The 18,598-nt window shown below is 71.7% G+C and carries 14 protein-coding genes; 7 read left to right on the top strand and 7 right to left on the bottom strand.

What is annotated here, in order from left to right; all coding sequences use genetic code 11:
* The first annotated feature begins 56 nt into the window (after positions 1 to 56).
* The 4 genes from ACFXOM_RS01850 to ACFXOM_RS01865 all read left to right on the top strand — a co-directional run bounded on the left by ACFXOM_RS01850 (position 57) and on the right by ACFXOM_RS01865 (position 5,303).
* A complete protein-coding gene (locus ACFXOM_RS01850; protein ID WP_384932993.1) occupies positions 57 to 1,163 on the top strand; it encodes a hypothetical protein in 1,107 nt (368 codons plus the stop codon).
* A gap of 148 nt (positions 1,164 to 1,311) precedes the next feature.
* Positions 1,312 to 2,031, top strand: a complete 720-nt coding sequence (gene msrA / locus ACFXOM_RS01855) for a peptide-methionine (S)-S-oxide reductase MsrA (protein WP_384932996.1) — start codon at positions 1,312 to 1,314, stop codon at positions 2,029 to 2,031.
* A gap of 951 nt (positions 2,032 to 2,982) precedes the next feature.
* Positions 2,983 to 3,825 (top strand): hypothetical protein, encoded by an 843-nt coding sequence (locus ACFXOM_RS01860; RefSeq protein ID WP_384932999.1) that lies wholly within the window; start codon positions 2,983 to 2,985, stop codon positions 3,823 to 3,825.
* Positions 3,822 to 5,303, top strand: a complete 1,482-nt coding sequence (locus tag ACFXOM_RS01865; RefSeq protein WP_385036741.1) for an NADH-ubiquinone oxidoreductase-F iron-sulfur binding region domain-containing protein — start codon at positions 3,822 to 3,824, stop codon at positions 5,301 to 5,303. The genes ACFXOM_RS01860 and ACFXOM_RS01865 overlap by 4 nt, the downstream gene beginning before the upstream one ends.
* A gap of 249 nt (positions 5,304 to 5,552) precedes the next feature.
* Here ACFXOM_RS01865 and ACFXOM_RS01870 read toward each other — a convergent pair whose 3' ends face one another.
* The gene (locus ACFXOM_RS01870) at positions 5,553 to 6,998 is read right to left on the bottom strand and encodes an MFS transporter (protein WP_384933004.1); all 1,446 of its coding nucleotides are present in this window, start codon (positions 6,996 to 6,998) and stop codon (positions 5,553 to 5,555) included.
* A 705-nt stretch (positions 6,999 to 7,703) separates the two neighbouring features.
* On the opposite strand from ACFXOM_RS01870, the gene ACFXOM_RS01875 reads away from it, so the two are divergent.
* Positions 7,704 to 8,579, top strand: coding sequence for an alpha/beta fold hydrolase (locus ACFXOM_RS01875; protein WP_384933006.1), 876 nt, complete (start codon positions 7,704 to 7,706; stop codon positions 8,577 to 8,579).
* A 561-nt stretch (positions 8,580 to 9,140) separates the two neighbouring features.
* A complete protein-coding gene (locus ACFXOM_RS01880; RefSeq protein ID WP_384933008.1) occupies positions 9,141 to 10,877 on the top strand; it encodes a SulP family inorganic anion transporter in 1,737 nt (578 codons plus the stop codon).
* A 69-nt stretch (positions 10,878 to 10,946) separates the two neighbouring features.
* Here ACFXOM_RS01880 and ACFXOM_RS01885 read toward each other — a convergent pair whose 3' ends face one another.
* From ACFXOM_RS01885 to ACFXOM_RS01900, 4 genes are all read right to left on the bottom strand, one after another.
* Positions 10,947 to 12,266 carry a heparan-alpha-glucosaminide N-acetyltransferase domain-containing protein gene (locus ACFXOM_RS01885; protein ID WP_384933011.1) on the bottom strand — a complete coding sequence of 440 codons (1,320 nt, stop codon included), beginning with the start codon at positions 12,264 to 12,266 and terminating at the stop codon, positions 10,947 to 10,949.
* Positions 12,267 to 12,409: 143 nt separating this feature from the next.
* Positions 12,410 to 12,763: a DUF1330 domain-containing protein gene (locus tag ACFXOM_RS01890; protein WP_384933014.1), complete on the bottom strand. Its 354-nt coding sequence runs from the start codon at positions 12,761 to 12,763 to the stop codon at positions 12,410 to 12,412.
* A 239-nt stretch (positions 12,764 to 13,002) separates the two neighbouring features.
* Entirely contained in the window at positions 13,003 to 14,265 is a 1,263-nt protein-coding gene (locus tag ACFXOM_RS01895; RefSeq protein WP_384933017.1) for an Ig-like domain-containing protein, read from the bottom strand.
* A gap of 213 nt (positions 14,266 to 14,478) precedes the next feature.
* Positions 14,479 to 14,859, bottom strand: coding sequence for a hypothetical protein (locus ACFXOM_RS01900; RefSeq protein ID WP_384933020.1), 381 nt, complete (start codon positions 14,857 to 14,859; stop codon positions 14,479 to 14,481).
* Positions 14,860 to 14,981: 122 nt separating this feature from the next.
* Here ACFXOM_RS01900 and ACFXOM_RS01905 point away from each other — a divergent pair, with 122 nt between their 5' ends.
* Positions 14,982 to 15,329 carry a hypothetical protein gene (locus ACFXOM_RS01905; RefSeq protein ID WP_384933022.1) on the top strand — a complete coding sequence of 116 codons (348 nt, stop codon included), beginning with the start codon at positions 14,982 to 14,984 and terminating at the stop codon, positions 15,327 to 15,329.
* A gap of 333 nt (positions 15,330 to 15,662) precedes the next feature.
* Here the strand turns inward: ACFXOM_RS01905 and hutH are convergent, their stop codons facing one another.
* Entirely contained in the window at positions 15,663 to 17,204 is a 1,542-nt protein-coding gene (gene hutH / locus ACFXOM_RS01910) for a histidine ammonia-lyase (RefSeq protein ID WP_384933165.1), read from the bottom strand.
* Positions 17,205 to 17,434: 230 nt separating this feature from the next.
* Positions 17,435 to 18,568 carry a diguanylate cyclase domain-containing protein gene (locus ACFXOM_RS01915; RefSeq protein WP_384933025.1) on the bottom strand — a complete coding sequence of 378 codons (1,134 nt, stop codon included), beginning with the start codon at positions 18,566 to 18,568 and terminating at the stop codon, positions 17,435 to 17,437.
* Positions 18,569 to 18,598 lie beyond the last annotated feature (30 nt).

Genomic DNA, 18,598 nt, shown 5'->3' on the forward strand with positions numbered 1-18,598 from the left:
AGCGTAGCCCGCCCCCGGGCGGCCTCGTTCCCGGCGGCGTCCGGGACAATGGGCACATGGAGATTCTCTGGTTCCTGATCGCGACGTGCCTCCTGGCCGCGGCGCTCGGCCCGTTCGTGCTGCGGCGCCGCAACGCAATCCGCCAGGTCGCTCCCGGATCGCCGGACGCGGCCGACCCCGCGACGTACGGCTTCGTCCGGCAGGAACTGCTGGACCCCCGGCTGCCCGGGCCCGACCAGGACCTCCTCGACGTGCTCGACCTGGTGCAGCGGACCCAGGACTGGCGCGCCGCTTCCCAGCTCCTCGCCGGGACCGGGAAGGAGGGGGAGCTGCGCTGGCAGCGCGTGCAGGCCTTCGCGGGCGCGGCGTCCCTGGAACTGCAGCAGCAGCCCGGGAGCGGTGGCTCCTGGCTGCGCACCTGGCGCGCTCAGGCCCCGAAGGACGCGGGCGGCGCCGCCGTCCACGCGGAGTTCCTCGTGCAGCAGGCCTGGCGCTCTTCCGGCGGCGTCGGGAGCGACGACTTCCGGATCATCCTGGAGGAGGCCCGCACCGTCTGCGCCGACGCGGCACTGCTGGCCCCGGGCGACCCCGTCCCGTACATCGTCGAACTCGCAGTGGCCCGTGGGCTCGGATACTCGCACGAGGAGTTCGACCAGGTCTGGGCCAAGGTCATCGACCGGGCCCCCGTGCACATGGGGGCGCACCTCGCTGCGCTGCACTACTGGTGCGAGAAGTGGCACGGCTCCCGGACGGAGGCCGACCACTTCGCAACCACCGCCGCCGCCCGCGCGCCCCACGGTTCGCTGCTGGCGGCACTGCCGCTGTTCGCCGTGTTCGAGCACCTGCCCGAGGTCAATCTGGTGTCCGGCTTCTACGAGAGCGCGGTGATCACCAAGGCTGTCGAGGGGGCGCTGCACGCGGTGCACACCGCGGCTGACGACGACCCGGTACTCCCGCACGTCCGCCACCTGCTGGTGTTCTTCCTGGTCGGGTCGGAGCGGTGGGCCGAGGCCATGCACCAGCTGGTGCTGGTGGACGGCCATGTGGGCGCGCTCCCCTGGACGCACAGCGCCGATCCGGCGGCGGAGTACACGGTCTACCGCGCCCTGGCCGTGGCGGGCTACGAGGCGAACGGCGGAAGCCCGGCGACCCTGACGCAGTGAGGCGACGCGTGCGGCGGCGGCCCGTGTCCCGGGCGACCGACACGTGCGGCGGCGGGCCCGTCCGGGAACGGAAGGCGCAGCGCACCGGGGAATCCGCCGGGGGGTCGTGGCGTTGTCCCGTACGGACCCACTCCCGGAGGAGCCCCGCATGTTCCTGAACCGCCGCGTACCCGAGCTTCCCACTCCCGCCCAGGCCCTGCGCGGCCGCGAGACCCCCGAATTCGAGGTACCGGACCGCCACACGGTGCTCGGCAACCCTTTGCTGGGCCCGTACCCGGAAGGCCTCGAGGTCGCCGACTTCGGGCTGGGGTGCTTCTGGGGCGCGGAGCGGAAGTTCTGGCAGACGCCGGGCGTGTGGACGACCCTCGTCGGCTACCAGGGCGGCCACACCCCGAACCCGACGTACGAGGAGGTGTGCTCCGGCCTGACGGGGCACACCGAAGCCGTCCGCGTGGTGTACGACCCGGCCGTGGTCCCGTACGGTCAGTTGCTCAAGGTCTTCTGGGAGTCCCACGACCCCACCCAGGGCTTCCGCCAGGGGAACGACGTCGGTACCCAGTACCGTTCGGCGATCTACACCCACACCCCCGAGCAGGAGGCGGTGGCGGAGGCCTCCCGCGAGGCGTACCAGACGGTGCTCACGGGTTCGGGCTACGGCACGATCACCACGGAACTCCTGCCCGCACGGGGACGCCCCTTCTACCCGGCGGAGGGGTACCACCAGCAGTACCTTTCGGAGAGCAAGAACCCGGGCGGGTACTGCGGGCTGGGCGGGACCGGCGTCAAGCTGGACGCCCCGTTCGAGACCAACTGGGGCGCGTCCTGCCCGACGGGTATCGCTCCGGCGCCGGAGGCCGCGGACGAGTAGCCGGCTCCCGTGGCCAGGCGGTCACGTCGACGCCGTCACGCACCGAGTGCTTCGTGGACACGACACCGCGCCTGCCGCTCCATCGGCGGCAGACGCGGCCCGCCGGAACCCCGCAAGAACGAGCAGTCGGGTACGACGCGCTGCGGTGCTCTCTCCTGCGAGCAGCGCGAGGGGGTGAGGGCCGATCCCGCGAGCAGCTGGGCCAGAAGCGATGTCGCAACGAGAACCGCAGTGAACTGGTGTGCCGTGGGCTCGAAGCCGCCGGTTCACGGGGCGTCCGTTCGTCGGGCCGCGCAGGGGGCGGGGGCGGCCGGACAGTCGCGCGCTGCTCGCATGTCGCCTTCGTACCGTGCGTGTTGTGCGGTTGTCGGCAACGGGCGGACCTGCTGGGCGAGTTCTCCCTCTTGGGGTGGCCGGCGGTGGAGCAGCTCCGTCGCGGGACGCCGCCGGTGAGGGCCGGCCAGGCGTAACTGGCGGTCGCGGCCTGGTTCCCGGGGTGCTTCGCTCCCGCGTGGAGGGGGCACAGGCGGCGGACCGGTAGGCAAGGGGCGGCGATTTCTTCGACGTTGCCGGGTCGGTTCCGGTCGTCGGCCGCGAGGGCCTCGGAGTTCTGGCGGCAGTTCGATCGCCCGCTTGGTCCCGGCACGCCCCCACGGCTCCTACAGGGGTGAGTATGGTCACGCGAATGTGGGCGTCTACTAGTCACGTTCGTGGACCGCAAACTGTCGCCTACACGCGGATATCCGGCCTCGACGCCGGAGCTACTACGGTCACAGGCCGTAGCAGGGGCGGTTGGCGCTGCGCTGGGACCGAGCTAACGATGTGCCCTGTCGCGTAGTGATGCCGGTGCCTCACTTCCTGGGGACCTTGCCCCAGCGTGGGCATGTGGAATGCCCATCCGGTCCCACCACGGCTTGGCTGCGCGACCCGAGTCGAGGAAGAAGGTGCCGCATGTCCAGCTTCGCCCTGCTCGTCCGTCCTGGGCTCTACAGCACGACGGCGAGAGTAGTTGGGCAGGTGATGGCCTTCCTGGACTTTTTCGCCGGCGTCTTCACGCTGCTCTCGCTGACCGCCGTGGTGGCATGCGGGCTCGCCGCCACCGACAGGCTGGTGCTGACCCCCCGCCTGCGGGTGGCCGTGCAGTCGGTTCACCGGGCGACCGCCGTCGCGGCGCTCGGCTTCCTGGCCATCCACGTCGCCGTCAAGGTCGTCGAGCGGCATGCCGCCCCGCAGGCCGCGGTGATCCCCTTCGCCGGCGGTACTGCCCTCGCGGTGAGCCTGGGCACCATCGCCGCCGACCTGCTCGTCCTGATCACGGCCACCGGTGTGCTCCGTGGCCGGTTCGCCGGCGGCCACCCCGGGCTCTGGCGGGTGCTGCACTCGACGGCGTACATCTGCTGGCCGATCTCCCTGGCGCACGGACTGACGGCAGGGCGCGAGGCGCACCCGTGGGTGCTCTGGGGCTACGGCCTGTTCGCAGCCCTGGTGGGGCTCGCACTGATGGTGCGTGCCCTTTCCCATCTGGGCCGCCACCGGAGCCGGAGCCGACGTCAGCGCAGCATCAAGGCATATCGGCCCGCCGCCGTCCGCCCGGCCGAACTGGCCGCACTGTCCACGCGGTCCGCTCGCCCGACGACGGCCGCCAACCCGATCTTCAGGCCCACCGTGCCGACAACAGCGACTCGCCGACCCGCACAGAGCGGCGGCATGCCCAAACACCCCAAACACCCCAAACACGCCAAGAGGTCAGAGCACTGGCCGCTCCACCTGGCCCGCCCCGGGAGCAGCGAATGAACAGTGCCCCCTTGAAGCTGCCCGAGATGCGCTGGCTGCGTCCGAGCCGGCTGACCCTCGGCCTGGACCGCCACCAGCGCCTGGACGTCGCCGCCCACACGCGTGCCCACCCGCCGCTCCCCCGGACGGACAGGGCCGGTCTGCTCGCCCTCGCCGAGGCCGTCGGGCTGTCCGGCCGCGGCGGCGCCGGCTTCCCGTTCGCGCGCAAGGCCCGGGCCGCCCTCGCCACCGCCGACCGCACCGGCACGGCGCCGGTCATCGTGGTGAACGGCGCGGAGGGCGAACCGGCCAGCGCCAAGGACAAGATGCTGCTCGCCCGTGTGCCGCATCTGGTGCTGGACGGCGCCAGCCTGGCCGCGGCCGCATTCGGAGCCAGCGAGATCGTGATCGGCGTGGCCTCAGGCAGCCCGGGCGAGACGTCCGTACCGGCCGCCCTGGCCGAGCGCGCACTGCCCTGCCCTGCCCGGACCGTCTCATTGCCCGAGCGTTTCGTCTCCGGCGAATCCGGCGCCCTGATCCGTGGCATCAACGGTCTGCCGGTGACACCGGCGCCCCTGAAGGCCCGCGCGGCCGACGGCGCAGCGGGCGGGGTGCGTCGTCGTCCGACACTGCTCTCCAACGTCGAGACCTGGGCCCAACTCGCCCTCGCGGCCCGGCTCGGACCCGAAGCCTATGCCTCGGTCGGCACCGCCGCAGAACCCGGCACGACCCTGCTCACCGTCAACCGGCCGGGCACAGATGCGCTGGTGGTCGAGGTTCCGATCGGGACCCGGCTCGGGCCGGTGCTGGACGCCTGTGGGCTCCGGCCGGGCGTCGGCGTGCTGGTGGGCGGCTACCACGGCGCTTGGCTGCGGCCTTCGGACGCCATCGATGCACCGCTCTCCCGTGCCGGGCTCTCCGCTCTCGGTGGGACCCTCGGCGCGGGCGCGATCGTCGCGCTCCCCGATGACACCTGTCCGCTCGGCGAGACCGCCCGGGTCGCGGCCTGGCTGGCGGCCGAGTCCACCGGCCAGTGCGGACCGTGCAAGCGCGGTCTGCCCGCAGCCGCCGAGGCCCTGGCCATGCTGGCTGCCGGCGCTGCCGAGCCCGCGGTACTCGAGGACGCCAGGTGTGCTCTCGGGGCGGCCCAGGCCGGTGGGGCCTGTTCGCACCCGGACGGCGTGGCCCGCTTCCTGCTCACAGCGCTGGACGTCTTCTCCGAGGATGTCGACGCCCACCTGTCCAGCCCCGGCTGCGGCCGCCCCGTGCACGGAGTACTGCCCCTGCCGCCCTCGAAGGGCGCTCGCCTGGAGGTGGACTGGTCCCGCTGCGCCGGCCACGGTCTGTGCGCCGTGCTGGCCCCCGACCTCATTCGCCTCGGCCCGCACGGCTACCCCGCCTCCGCAACCGTCCCCGTCGCCCCCTGGCAGGAGCACGGCGCCCTCCGCGCCGTCAACCAGTGCCCGGCCCTGGCCGTGCGTCTGCGGCGTCGCGCGTGACGGGACGGCTGCGGTACCCGCTGGCGTCGTGTATCGCCTCGCCGACGCGCCGCACGATGACGGGGCAGCGGACTCCCCGTATGCGTCTGGCCGCGGTGGTGAGTTCGCCCCCGCGTTCCCCGGCGTGAGCGTCGCGACGCGCCGACGCGACCTGATGCCGCATCTGCCGGCGGCACCGACCGTGCTCTGGGCCATCCGGCCGGAACGGCCGGATGCACGGCAACGAGCACACGGCGTGCGGGCACGGCTTCATCCGAGCGACCCATGAGCGCGCTTCGACGGCACCACACGGGTGGCGAGGAGACCCAGGGCAGCCGCGGCGACGGCGCTGCCGATCGCGATCCAACGCAGCACGTCCTCGATCGCCGTCGCGAGACCGTCGGCGGTGGTACGTACCTCGATGAGGGACGCGGCGGCGGCCACGCAGATACCCGCGACTCCGATCACGATGGCGAGTTCCACGCCGGAGGCCTGCCCGACCCGCTCGACCGGGACGACGGCCTGGGTGCCGCTGCTTCCCATCGTCCACCCCATGCCGTACCCGAATCCGGTCAGTGCGAGACCGGGAAGGTAGAACCAGAGGTCGCCGCCGAGCGAGACGAGGAAGAGGCCCACCGCTCCGAGGACGGTCATGACGGCCATCGTCCGCGGAACGTCGAAGCGCTCGCCGAGCCGTCCCGACAGCGGTGCGGCCACGCCCGCGGCGACGGAGGCGGCCAGAAAGATCATTCCGGAGTCGAGCGGGCTGCGCCCGGTCGCCTGCTGGAGGTAGATCGTGACGCCGTACATGGCCACGACGAAGGCGATGTTGGCGACGGTCGACATCAGCGTGATGATCACGAAGAGCATGTTGCGGAACAGGTCGAGCGAGACCAGCGGCCAGCGCGCCACGCGTTCCCGGAGCACGAACCCGACCAGGAACAGCACCCCGGCCGCCGAGACGCCCGCGCTGACCGCGGGTGGCCAGGCCTGCTGACGGTCCACCGTCAGCGTCACGGTGGCGATGCCGAGAATCACCAGCAGCAGCCCCGGTACGTCGACCGAGTGCGGCACGGTGGTGTCGCGCGACTCGCGCACGCCGAGGGCGACCATGGCGATGGTCACGGCGCAGGTCGGGACGTTGACCAGGAGCACCACGCGCCAGCTCAACAGTTCCGTCACCGCACCGCCGAACACGGGACCGAGGGCCAGGGCCAGGGCCCCGATCCCGTAGGCGTTGCCGATGGCCCGCATCGTCCGGTCGGGCGGGTAGGCATCGGTGATCACGGCGACGGCGAGGGGGAACAACACGCCCGCGCCGACTCCCTGGGCGATGCGCAGCACGATGATGCTGCTCGGCGTGGAGGCCAGGCCGACGCCCAGCGAGCACAGCGCGAAGACGACGAGGCCCACGAGCAGCATCCGTCTGCGGCCGAAGATGTCACCGAGCCTGCCGCCCGGGATCAGGGTGGCTGCCAGTGCCAGCATGTAGCCGCTGATCACCCATTGGAGGTCCGTGGTGGTCGTCCCCAGGTCCGAGGCCATCCGGGGCAGTGCCAGGTTCAGCGCCAGGAAGTCGAGTTGCACGACGAAGATGCACAGCGAGGAAGCGATCAGCGTCAGCCAGAGACGCGGCGGCCGGGATACGGAGTCGCGCGAGCCCCCCTCCGGAGCGTCGCCGGAGCCGGGCTTCCCGTGGAGCGGACCGTCATGCATGGCGTTCTCCCCTGTGAGCTGCATCCTGATCACGAGCTGGCCGGCGTTCCTTCTGCGGCGGCTCGGCGCTGCGCGATCTGCCGTGGCAGTCATGACCAGGCCTGGGCCTGAGCGTGCTTGACCAATTTCATGATTCTTAGAACGAATAGTCACTATGCTGGAAGAAGAGGGGATTTGAGGGTATCTACGTCCGCATTCGTCGGGGGCCTCGTGTCTCCCCGGCATGCCGATGGGCGGGGTGGCTGCCCCGCCCGACGGCATCGTGCGAGACGCTCGACGGTGGTCCATCGCCACCACGGGGGTGCGCTCGATGGAGCCGCCGTTCCGGAACGAGGGCCGTAGCGGCGGGACGGCCTCGCCGGACATCTCGGCAGGTTGTGCGCTCCCGGGCAGATCGCCGGCGCCCTACGGGGACTTCACAGCCCGCAAGCGCACGCCGAGGCCCTCAGCCCCGAGTTCCTGGGTGCCGCGTCGGCCTCGTCCGCCGACGAGAGCTCCTTTCCGCGGCGGAGGGCAGCAGGGAACTGCACACAGACGCCCCGTACGGCGGTCCGCAGGTTGGACGGTCGGCGTGGGAGATTGCCGGGGCCGGCAGGTGTCGACAGGATCGTTCCCCGAGTTGCGGAAGCAGACACGAGGAACGGGGGCTGCCACGCCCTTCCAGGGACCCCGGGAGGCGTTGCGGCTGCGCCGGAGGAGGACGAGATGCACGGCGTGCGCAGTGGCTTCGCCACCACCGACGATGGTGTGCGGCTGCACTATCTCGAGGCCGGTAGCGGGCCGGACATGCTTCTCGTTCCCGGCTGGTCACAGACCGCCGCGCAGTGGAAGCACCAGATCGCCGAGTTCGCGAGGACCCACCATGTGGTCGCGGTCGACCACCGCGGCCACGGTGAATCCGACACACCCGACCACGGTTACCGGGTCGCCCGTCTGTCGACGGACCTGCACCAGCTCATTCACCGTCTGGACCTCACCGAGGTCATCTGGGTGGCCCATTCCATGGGCTGTGCACTGGCGTGGTCCTACTGGGACCTGTTCGGCGGGGACCGGCTGGCCCGGCTGGTGTTGTTCGACGAACCCGCCGTCCTGATCAGGCAGCCGTACTGGCCGGACGGTCTGGCCGAGCACTTCGGCGCGTTGTACGACCTCTCGGAGATCGCCGACGTCGTCGCGGGGCTCTGCGACCCTCGCTCGGACGCCGAGAAGCTCAGTGCCCAGTTCCTGGACGCCATGTGGACCCCGGACGCCGACGAGGAGGACCGCCGGTGGGTTCTCGCCCAGAACCTGCTGCTGCCCAGGGAGTACGCCGGCAGGCTACTCCTGGACAACGTCATGCAGGACTGGCGTGACGTCCTGCCCAGGATCACCGTTCCGACGTTGGTGATCGGCGGGAGTGACAGCGTGATCCCGTCCGCCGCCGCGCGGGCGGTGGCCTCGGCCATTCCGGGAGCCACCGTGAAGACGCTCGCCGAACGCGCCAGCCACTTCGCGTTCTGGGAGAACCCCACTGCATTCAACCAGGTGGTCCGGGACTTCCTCGATGCGCCTGATGACGTCGAGGGGCCCCCTGACGTCTGACGGACGCCCCGGAGGCTTCGCCGCGGAGGTTCCGCCACCACGAGGAAGCGGAAGGAGAGACGGTAGCCCTGGCACCGTCGCCGCCGACGAGGGGCATCGGCGGTGTTCAAGCCAGAATCGGCGGTGTTCAAGCCAGAATCGTGCGCGGGTCGCAGAGCCATTGGTCGGCGGCCATGAGCCGACCGACATCGTCCGGTACCACGTTGCGCAACAGCATCCCGGCCTCCTCGTTTGCTGCGATCCTCCAACGTGGTCGTGCGGGGCTCCCGACCGGCTGCCCTGCGGCTGTTCGCCCGCCCCGGGGCCGGCGTTCGCGGTGCGCGCCCCGGCTGGCTGCGGAGCCGGACGGGTGGGTACGGAGCCACCGGTCGTGACAGGTAGTCAGACTGGGCTCGATCCGGAACGCTTGCCGGGGTGTTGCCGTCGATCCTGGCCCTGTCGTCCCCGTGGAACGGGTCTCGAGGCTGGCGCGCGGGGCGAGCGCGAGCAGAGTGCCGGCCGGGTCGGCCGCCACCCGGGGGTAGGGTGCCAGGCCCGGTAGAGGGCGTTCGAAGGAGGGCCATGTCCGAGCACATCCCGCCCGCGGACCGGGGTTGGCGTCGCGTCGTGCCGCGAGTACCCGGTCTCGGGGTCCTCCGCGGGTACCGGCGCAGCTGGCTGCGAGGGGACCTCGTGGCCGGAGTCACGGTCGCGGCGTACCTCGTGCCCCAGGTGATGGCGTATGCGAGCGTCGCGGGCCTGCCGCCGGTCGTGGGGCTGTGGGCGATCCTTCCGGGCATCGCCATGTACGCCGTCTTCGGCTCGTCGCGACTGATGTCGGTCGGCCCCGAGTCGACGACCGCCCTGATGACCGCCACCGTCGTCGGGCCTCTCGCGGCGGGGGATCCGGCGCGGTACGCGGTCCTTGCCTCCGCCCTCGCGTTCGCCGTCGGGCTGATGTGCCTGGTGGCTTGGGCGACGCGGCTCGGGTTCGTCGCCGACCTGCTCTCCCGCCCGGTCCTGATCGGCTATTTGGCGGGAGTCGCCATGATCATGATCGTCGACCAGCTGACCGAGCTCACCGGCGTGCCGACGCAAGGATCCGGGTTCTTCCCGAAACTCCTGTCCTTCGTAGGGAACCTGGCCCAGGCGCACCCGGCCACCGTGGCGCTCAGCGCCGCCACGATCCTGTTCCTGTTCACGGTGGCGCGTCTGCCGCAGGTCGTGCCCGGCCCGCTGTTGGCCGTGGCGCTGGGGACGGCGGCGGTGGCGGTGTTCGGCCTCGAGGACGACGGCGTCGCGGTGATCGGGAAGGTCCCCTCCGGGCTCCCCGGTTTCGCCCTGCCCGACCCCGGCGACCTGCCCCGGCTGCTGCTGCCGGCCATCGGCGTCCTGCTCGTCGCCTACACCGACTTCATCCTCACGGCACGCGCCTTCGCCACGGCCGACGGCGGGCCGCGGTTGGACGCCAACCAGGAGCTGCTCGCGCTCGGCGCCGCGAACCTCGGGGCGGGCAGCGTGAGCGGATTCCCGGTGAGCAGCAGCGCCAGCCGCACCGCCCTCGCGAAGTCGGCGGGCGGGCACACCCAGGCGTACGGGCTCGCCGCAGGCGCCGCCGTGCTCGCCGTACTGCTGTTCCTCGGCCCGCTGTTCACCAGCACGCCCACGGCGGTGCTCGGCTCGCTGGTCGTCTACGCCGCGGTCCGGCTGGTGGACCTGGCCGGCTTCCGCCGGCTGGCGTCGTTCCGGCGGCGCGAACTCCTGCTGGCACTCGGGTGCCTCGCCGGTGTGCTGGCCCTGGACATCCTGTACGGGGTGCTCGTGGCCGTGGGTCTGTCGGTCGTCGAGTTGCTGGGCAGGGTGGCCCGGCCGCACGACGCGATCGAGGGTCTGGTACCCGGGCTTGCGGGGATGCACGACGTCGACGACTACCCACAGGCCCGGCCCGTTCCCGGGCTGGTGGTGTACCGCTACGACTCCCCGCTGTTCTTCGCCAACGCCGAGGACTTCAGGCGCCGCGCCCTGGCGGCCGTGGACGACCAGCGGCAGCCCGTCAGGTGGTTCGTGCTCAACGCCGAGGCGAACGTCGAGGTGGACATCACGGCGCTGGACGCACTGGAGGAGCTGCGACGGGAACTGACCGGGCGCGGGATCGAGTTCGCCATGGCACGCGTCAAACAGGACCTGCGTGACGAGTTGGACGCCTACGGCCTCAGCGCGTCCGTGGGAGAGGACCGGATCTTCCCCACGCTGCCCACCGCCGTGGCCGCCTACAGGATCTGGTGCGGCAACCGGGGCATCAGCACCGACGAGCGGTGAGGGGTCGGGCCGCCCGGACCGGACGCCGTCCCGCCGCCCGGTCCCGGTGCGACGGGGCCGGGCGGGCCGTCAGCGCACGGCTGCCTTGACTGCCCCTACCTCCACGGGCTCCTGGCTCGGGGCCCGTGGGGCGGGTTCGGTCCGCACCGCCGCCGTCGGGACGGGCTTCGCCATGAGGGCGTGCAGCACCCACTCCAGCGGCCCCCGCTTCAGTGGGGCGTGGCGGAAGACGAACTCCCATACGACACAACCCGCGAGTGCGACGACGCAGAACAGGCCGAGCGTCGTCCAACCGTGCACCGGGCGCAGTTCCGCCCGCGCGAGGACGTGGATGACGTACACCGACAGCCCCATCGACCCGACGACCGCCAGGGGACGCAGCGTCGTTTCGAGGATCCTGTTGCGGCAGGCGGCGACGGCGAGGCCGAGGACGAGCAGGCTGACGCCGATGTTCGCGACCGTCTCGAACGGGGTCTGGCTGTACGGGTCGTCGACCAGCAGCCACGCCCAGGAGGTGCTCGGTATCGCGCCGGCCTGCTTGCCCAGCACGGCTTCCACCGGGTCGGGGGCCTTCAGCGCGAAGGAGTGGCTGTGGGCGATGGCACGCATCAGCGCGTCGTGTCCGCCGCCGGGACCGAGTGCCAGCGCGGAGAGCCCGTGCCCGGCGAACGTGGCCAGCGCCCCCCAGCCGATGAGGTGCCGGGCGACGCCGGGACGCGCCAGGTTCACCACGCGCCCGAGGGCCATGCCGACGACCACGTAAGGGAAGTAGGTGAGCCAGGGGTAGGCACCCGAGAGCAGCAACGTGTCGAGTCCGTCGGCGAACCCGTGCCAGCTGGTGAGGGCGCTGAAGCCCGGGTAGCGTCCGCGGCCGACGACCCGGTAGCCGAAGTACGGGCCGAGGACGTACGACAGGAGGGGGCCGAGGACCACCGACACAGCGGCCACGACGACCAGGGTCCGGGTGCGCAACCGCGCCAACGGCTCGGCGGCCAGGAAGTAGACGGCGAAGAACGAGAGGATCACCGCGATCCCGGACTTCTGTTCCGCCAGCCAGAGCCCGAGGAACCCGAGTACGGCACAGCGGATGAACGTGCCCTGCAGAGCTCCGGGGGGTGCCGGGCGGGGCTCGGTGCCGCCGCGGGAGAGGGTCAGGGAGAGACCGGCGATGAGCGTGAAGACGGCGGGTGCGGTTCCGTCGAAGGCGACCAGCAGATAGCCGGCTCCCTCGGGCTTCACCGGAGGGCCGATGTGCGCGGCGAACATGGCGAACACGGCGACGGCGCGGGCTGCGTCCACGCTGATCAGCCGTTTCCTACCCGTTGTTGCCGTACCCGCCGCCGTCGTCTGCTGCACCGCGCTGATCCGCCCCCGCACTCTTCGTCGCACTTGTGGTCCCTTTGTATCGTCTGCCTCCGACCGTCGCGCCCCCAGGGCGGGTCGAGGATCGACGTGCGGTCATATCGCCCCGCAGAGCGGCCGGTTCACGGGTCCGGCGGCGGTCGTACGGTCGATCGGCAGCCCGACGGGGCTCACCCTGCGACCCGTGCCGCCCTCATCGCGGCCGCCGTGGCTGCCGGTTCGTACCCTGGAGGGACGCCGTCGATGAGCAGCACGTCGCCCGCCATGTGGCGGGTACGCAGCGGGAGGAGCTCCTGGTAGGCGTCGGAGTCGTACCAGCCGCGGGCGTCGTCCATCGTGGGGAAGGCGATGATGACGAGGGCCTCGGGCCATGTGCCCTCACGCACCTCGCGCTCCGGTGCGCCGTGCACCAGGAACCGCCCTCCGAAGGGGTCCAGGGTGGCCTGGATCCGCTCGATGTAGGCGAAGACGTCGTCGTGCAGTTGGGCCGGGGGGCGCAGGTTGCCGATGCCGTACGCGGTCACGGGTCCTCCTCGAGGGGTGTGCGGCGGTCGTCCCGTCGTCACGACGAGCGGCGCCCGTCGATGCATCGATCTTGCCGCGCGGCGCGCAGCCGGGTCGATTACCTCCGAGGTAGTCACCGAGGACTCCCGGCCGCCCGTCGCGGGCGGGACGCGGTCCGTCAACGCGACGGCGGCGGCTCCTGGTCGGAGCCGCCGCCGTCGGCCTGCCCATCGGTCCCGGGCGTCCCGGGCTTGCGGGATCAGACCGCCGAACCGGCCTTCCAGTCGGCCCAGTCCAGGTTCCAGCCGTTGAGGCCGTTGTCCGGCTTGATCGTCTTGTCCTTGGAGTTCTTGACGACGACGACATCGCCGACGATCGAGTTGTCGAAGAACCACGCGGCGGGCTGGTTCGGATCGCCGGCACCCTTGACGTCGTTCAGCCCGACGCAGCCGTGGCTGGTGTTGACGCTGCCGAAGACGCTGTCGGAGCCCCAGTAGTTGCCGTGGATGAACGTGCCGGACGCGGAGAGCCGCATCGCGTGCGGGACGTCCTTGATGTCGTACTCGCCCTTGCCGTCGTCGTCGGTGAAGCCGACGGTCGCGCCGTTCATCCGGGTCTCCTTGAACTTCTCGGAGATCACCATCTGACCGTTGTAGGTCGGGTTCTCCGGCGAACCGGCGGAGATCGGGATGGTCTTGACCGTCTTGCCGTCGCGGGTGACCGTCATGGTCTTCGTGGAGGCGTCGACGGTGGACACCTGGTTGCGACCGATCTTGAAGGTCACCGTCTTCTGCTGAACGCCGAAGACGCCCTTGGTGCCCTCGACCCCGTCGAGTTCCAGCTTCATCGTGACGGTGGAACCGGCCTGCCAGTACTGGTCGGGACGGAAGTCGAGCCGCTGCGAACCAAACCAGTGACCGACGACCTCCTGACCGCTGGAGCTGGAGACGGTGATGCCGGACTGCACGGCCTTGCGGTTCTCGATCGGCTTGTTGAAGTTGATCGAGACCGGCATGCCGACGCCGACGGTGGAGCCGTCCTCGGGCGTGAAGCTGCCGATGAAGCTGTTGGCCGGGGAGACGGTCGTGAAGGAGGAGTTCTCGTGGGCCTCACGGCCGTCGGAGTCCTTGGCCGACGCGGCGATCTTGTAGACGGTCGCGCGCTCCAGCTGGCCGTCCGGCTTCCAGCTCTTGCCGTCGGCGGCGAGGGTGCCCTTGACCTCCTTGCCATCGGCGGTGGCCATGGTGACCTGGGTGAGCGTTCCGTCGCTGACGGTGACCTTGGCGTCGTTGTTGATGCTCGCGTTGGTCGCACCGTTCTTCGGCGAGATGACTATTCGCGCGGCCGAGGAGTCCTTGGCGGCCGCCTCGTCCACAGCTGCCTGGGACTTCTTGGAGTCGTCGGCTGCGGCCTTGTCGCTGCCGCCGCTGCAGCCGGTGAGCACCAGCACGCTGCCGAGCAGTACGGACGCGGCCGCCAGGCCCCTGCGCCGCTTGCTGTCCGTCATCACACGCTTCTCCATCGTCGCCGATTTCCCTGCCAACACTTACAAGCAGACCCAAAACACCCCCGCTGGTTCCAGTTCCAGCGGAAGATGTGGGCAACACCACTCAACGACGCACTGGAGGCGCCGCCGGTTGCAGCCCGGGCCCTCCGCTCCGGGACGCGGCGTGGCCGGGCCCGGCTCCGCCGGTGCGGCGAAGCGGCCCGGCCACGCCGGTACTGGTACCTGGTCCTACGGTCGACCGGCGGGACCGCTTTCGCCGTCACCGTCGTCGCCCGCGTGGCCGTCTTCTTGCGTATAGCCATCTTCCTCGTCGAGTACCCACTCTCCGGCTTCGGGGTCGTAGTCGATTTGCTCACAGCTCCAGGACGCCTGGGCGAGTTCCACCCCAGGGACCTCCGTCACCAGGTCGAAGGGGTCCACGAGGTAGGCGAGGGCCTCGGCGGCGTCCTCGCGCACGGAGGACCCCGCGTGCGCGCGCTCCTCGTCGGGCATGAGGTCGTCGCCCTCGATGCGTTCGAGGGCGGCGTCGGTCAGGGCCTCCGGTTCCGCGACCTCCAGCACCAATTCGACGTGTAGCCGCACATAGCGTGATGTCTGAGAAGTGGTCATACGACGGAGGGTAGGCCGCAGGGGCACCGCGACTTTCCTGCGACCCGCTGCTTTCATTAGCATCGCCGCAGCACCACCGAACACGGCCAATTCGCCGCCGTCACAAGGGGGATCGATTCTCCGTGTCCGCTGCTCGTCGCCCGTTGCTCACCGCCACCGCAGCCGGCACCCTGCTCTGCGCGCTGTGGTTCGTCCCCTCGGCGAACGCCACCGGGGAGGGTGAGGCCGCACCGGCGACCGCAGAGCAGCCCGGAGCCTCCGCTTCCGTCCGCGTACGGTCCGTGGACGCCGGCGCGGGGAGTGCCGCGGTGAGCGACGTGCAGAGCGCCACTCAGGAAGCGCAGGAGGTCTCCCTCGCCGACACGGGCAGCGTGGACACGACGCCGTACCTGATCGGCGGCACCCTGTTCCTGGGGGTCGGGGCGGGGTTCGTCAGCTTCGCGGCGCGCCGCAGCGGCCGGGCGGCCTGAAGCGCGACCAGGAAGCCCCCCGGGGCTCTTCCGTCCCGGCGGTCGCTGCAGCACCCTCCCCCGCCCAAGCGGTGCGATGGACTTCGAAAGCCGGGAGGACCGGCGGCCACCGGGGCCAGGGCGTTGGTCGTGAACGGGAGGGACACCTTCCGGTCCGCGGCCTTCTGGGGAGGCGCGACGCCGCCGGTATGCGTCGTTACCGGCTACCGACCGTCCGGTGCCGCCGCTGTACGCAGCACCGCCCCGAGCAGGGCACCGGGGGCGGTGCGGCGGCGCTCGGTGCCCGACGTGGGGGGCGCAGCCGACCGCGCCCCTCCCGACGGGGTGCGGCACTCAGGCCAGTCGGCCGGTCACCGACTCCACGGCGGCAATCAGCCTGCCGTCCCGGACGAACGTTTCGGCAGCGGCCAGGTCGGGAGCGAGGAAGCGGTCGGGGCCGGGACCCTCGACGCCCGCCGCGCGGAGCGCCGCGATGGCCGCCTGGGACGCCGGGGCCGGGCTGAGGCTGCGGCGCAGCTCGATCGCACGGGTTGCCGCGTAGAGCTCCACGGCGATGATCCTGCCGAGGTTCCCGACGGCCGTGCGCAGCTTGCGCGCGGCGGACCACCCCATGGAGACGTGGTCCTCCTGCATCGCCGAGGACGGGATGGAGTCGGCCGAGGCCGGGACGGCGAGCCGCTTCATCTCGCTCACCAGCGCGGCCTGCGTGTACTGGGCGATCATCAGGCCGGAGTCGACCCCTGCGTCGTCCGCGAGGAACGGCGGGAGACCGTGCGACCGGTTCTTGTCGAGCAGCCGGTCGGTGCGCCGCTCGGCGATGGAACCGAGGTCGGCTGCGGCGATGGCGAGGAAGTCGAGGACGTACGCGACCGGCGCCCCGTGGAAGTTGCCGTTGGACTCGACCCGTCCGTCGGGGAGCACGACCGGGTTGTCGACGGCGGACGCGAGCTCGCGTCCGGCGACGAGCCGGGCGTGCGCGAGGGTGTCCCGCCCGGCTCCGGCGACCTGCGGGGCGCAACGCACGGAGTAGGCGTCCTGGACGCGCGGCGCCTCCTCCTCCTGGAAGTGGCCGGTGAGCTCGGAGCCCTTGAGCACGGCGCTCATGTTGGCGGCGGAGGCGGCCTGGCCGGGATGCGGGCGGATGGCGTGCAGCTCGGGGGCGAGCACCTTGTCGGTGCCGAGGAGGGCTTCCAGTGAGAGGGCGGCCGTGATGTCGGCGGCGGTGTAGAGGCGTTCGAGGTCGGCGAGCGCCATGATCAGCATGCCGAGCATGCCGTCGGTGCCGTTGAGGAGGGCGAGGCCCTCCTTCTCGCGGAGCTCGACGGGGGCGATGCCGTGCTCGACGAGGAGCTCGCCGGCGGGGCGCACGTTGCCGTCGGGGCCCTCGGCGTCACCCTCGCCCATCAGCGTCAGGGCACAGTGCGACAGGGGCGCCAGGTCGCCGGAGCAGCCGAGCGAGCCGTACTCGTGGACGACCGGGGTGATCCCCGCGTTGAGCACGTCGGCCATCGTCTGCGCGACCTCGGGGCGTACGCCGGTGTGCCCCGAGGCCACCGTCTTCAGTCGCAGGAACATCAGCGCGCGCACGACCTCGCGCTCCACGCGGGGCCCCATGCCCGCAGCGTGCGAGCGCACGATGTTGCGCTGCAGCTGCTTGCGCAGGTCATGGCCGATGTGCCGGGTGGCGAGCGCGCCGAACCCGGTCGACACGCCGTACACCGGCTCGGGCTTCGCCGCCAGCGCGTCCACGATGCCGCGCGCGGTCGCGAGGGCCGCGAGGGCCTCCTCGGAGAGCTCGATACGGGCGTTGCCGCGGGCGACGGCGATGACATCTTCGGCGGTGGTGCCGGACGTCCCCACCACGACAGTGTGCATATCCATATTCAGCACCCTACGGACTGAATCCCTCTCTGTCACCACCTCGCCCGCACACGGCTTCGCGGGCTGCGGGGGCTTCGGCGGCGCAGGGGCCCGGGCATCGTCACACCGCACCGCCCGGAGCCACGCCGGCGGCGCGCGAAGCGGACGCCCCGGAGGGCCTACCGGTACCGGACCACCCGCCGGGGGACCCGCACCCCCTCACGGGGCAGCCCCGGGCGGACGGGTCAGGGACGGGCGTCCCGGAAACGGCGACGGTCCTGACGGGACGACGGCGGGGTGTCCGCGAGCGGGAGGACCGTGTCGTCCCTGCCCGCGACGACCGGCCCCCGGGACCGGGCCGCCTTCGCGCGGTACTGGGCCGCGTCGGCGAGCCGGAACAGCCGTCGGGCGGAACGCACCGGTCCGATGGGGTCACCGGTCGAGGCCACCCCGCAGGCCACCCCTTCGCCCAGCTTCAACCCACCAGCGCGCTCGCAGAGTTCGTCCGCGACCTTCACCACGTCGTCCGCCGCGGGCCCCGTCGACAGCAGACAGAACTCGTCACCGCCGAGCCGGGCCGCCAGCGCCCCCGGAAGCATCGCCCCGCACAGGGAGAGCACCGAGCCGAAGCGCTCCAGCAGCCGGTCCCCGACCGCGTGGCCCAGCGTGTCGTTGACCCGCTTGAGGCCGTTCAGGTCGCAGACCACCAGGGACACCACCGAGCGGTCCGTGCGGTGCTGCTCGATCGCCTCGTCGAGCCTGGTGTCGACGGCCCGACGGTTGGCCAGGCCGGTCAGCGGGTCCGTGAAGGCCAACCGGCGGACCTCCTCCAGCCGCTCCTGCTGGGCGATCCCGGCCGCCACGACCTGCGCGAGCACGGTGGCGAAGTCCGCGTCGTCACGGTCGAACACGGGCTGCCCCGCCCTCCGGGCCACGTACAGCTCGCCCCAGGCCCGCCCGTGCAGCACGATGGGGGCGACGACGCAGCAGCCGCGGCCCCGCTGACGCAGCGCGTCGACGCGCTGGTGGCTGTAGCCGTGCTCGCCCGGGGCCGGCCCGTCCGCCGTCTCGACCCACGCCCTCGGCGCACCGCCGCCCGCCCACTGCTCGTGGAGGAACTCCGTGATCTCCGGGAAGCGGTGCACCGGATAGGTCTCGCCGTCGGGGAACTCCTCCTCGTCCACGGCCCGTTCCCCCGCGTTGACGAGCACCTTCAGCCGGCCGTGGTCCCGCTCCCAGACCGAGAGCGCCGCGAAGCTCCCCACCAACGCGTCACACGCACCGGCCGCGGCCGCACGCCACGACTCCCGTGGCGTACGTGCAGCAGCCATCGACTGTGCGAGCGCCACCACGGCCCGCAGCCGCACATCCACACCCATTCCCCCAGCTTAGGGAGATTTGCCCGCTAA

It is taken from the genome of Streptomyces sp. NPDC059169 (genome assembly GCF_042755225.1).
Lineage (GTDB): Bacteria > Actinomycetota > Actinomycetes > Streptomycetales > Streptomycetaceae > Streptomyces.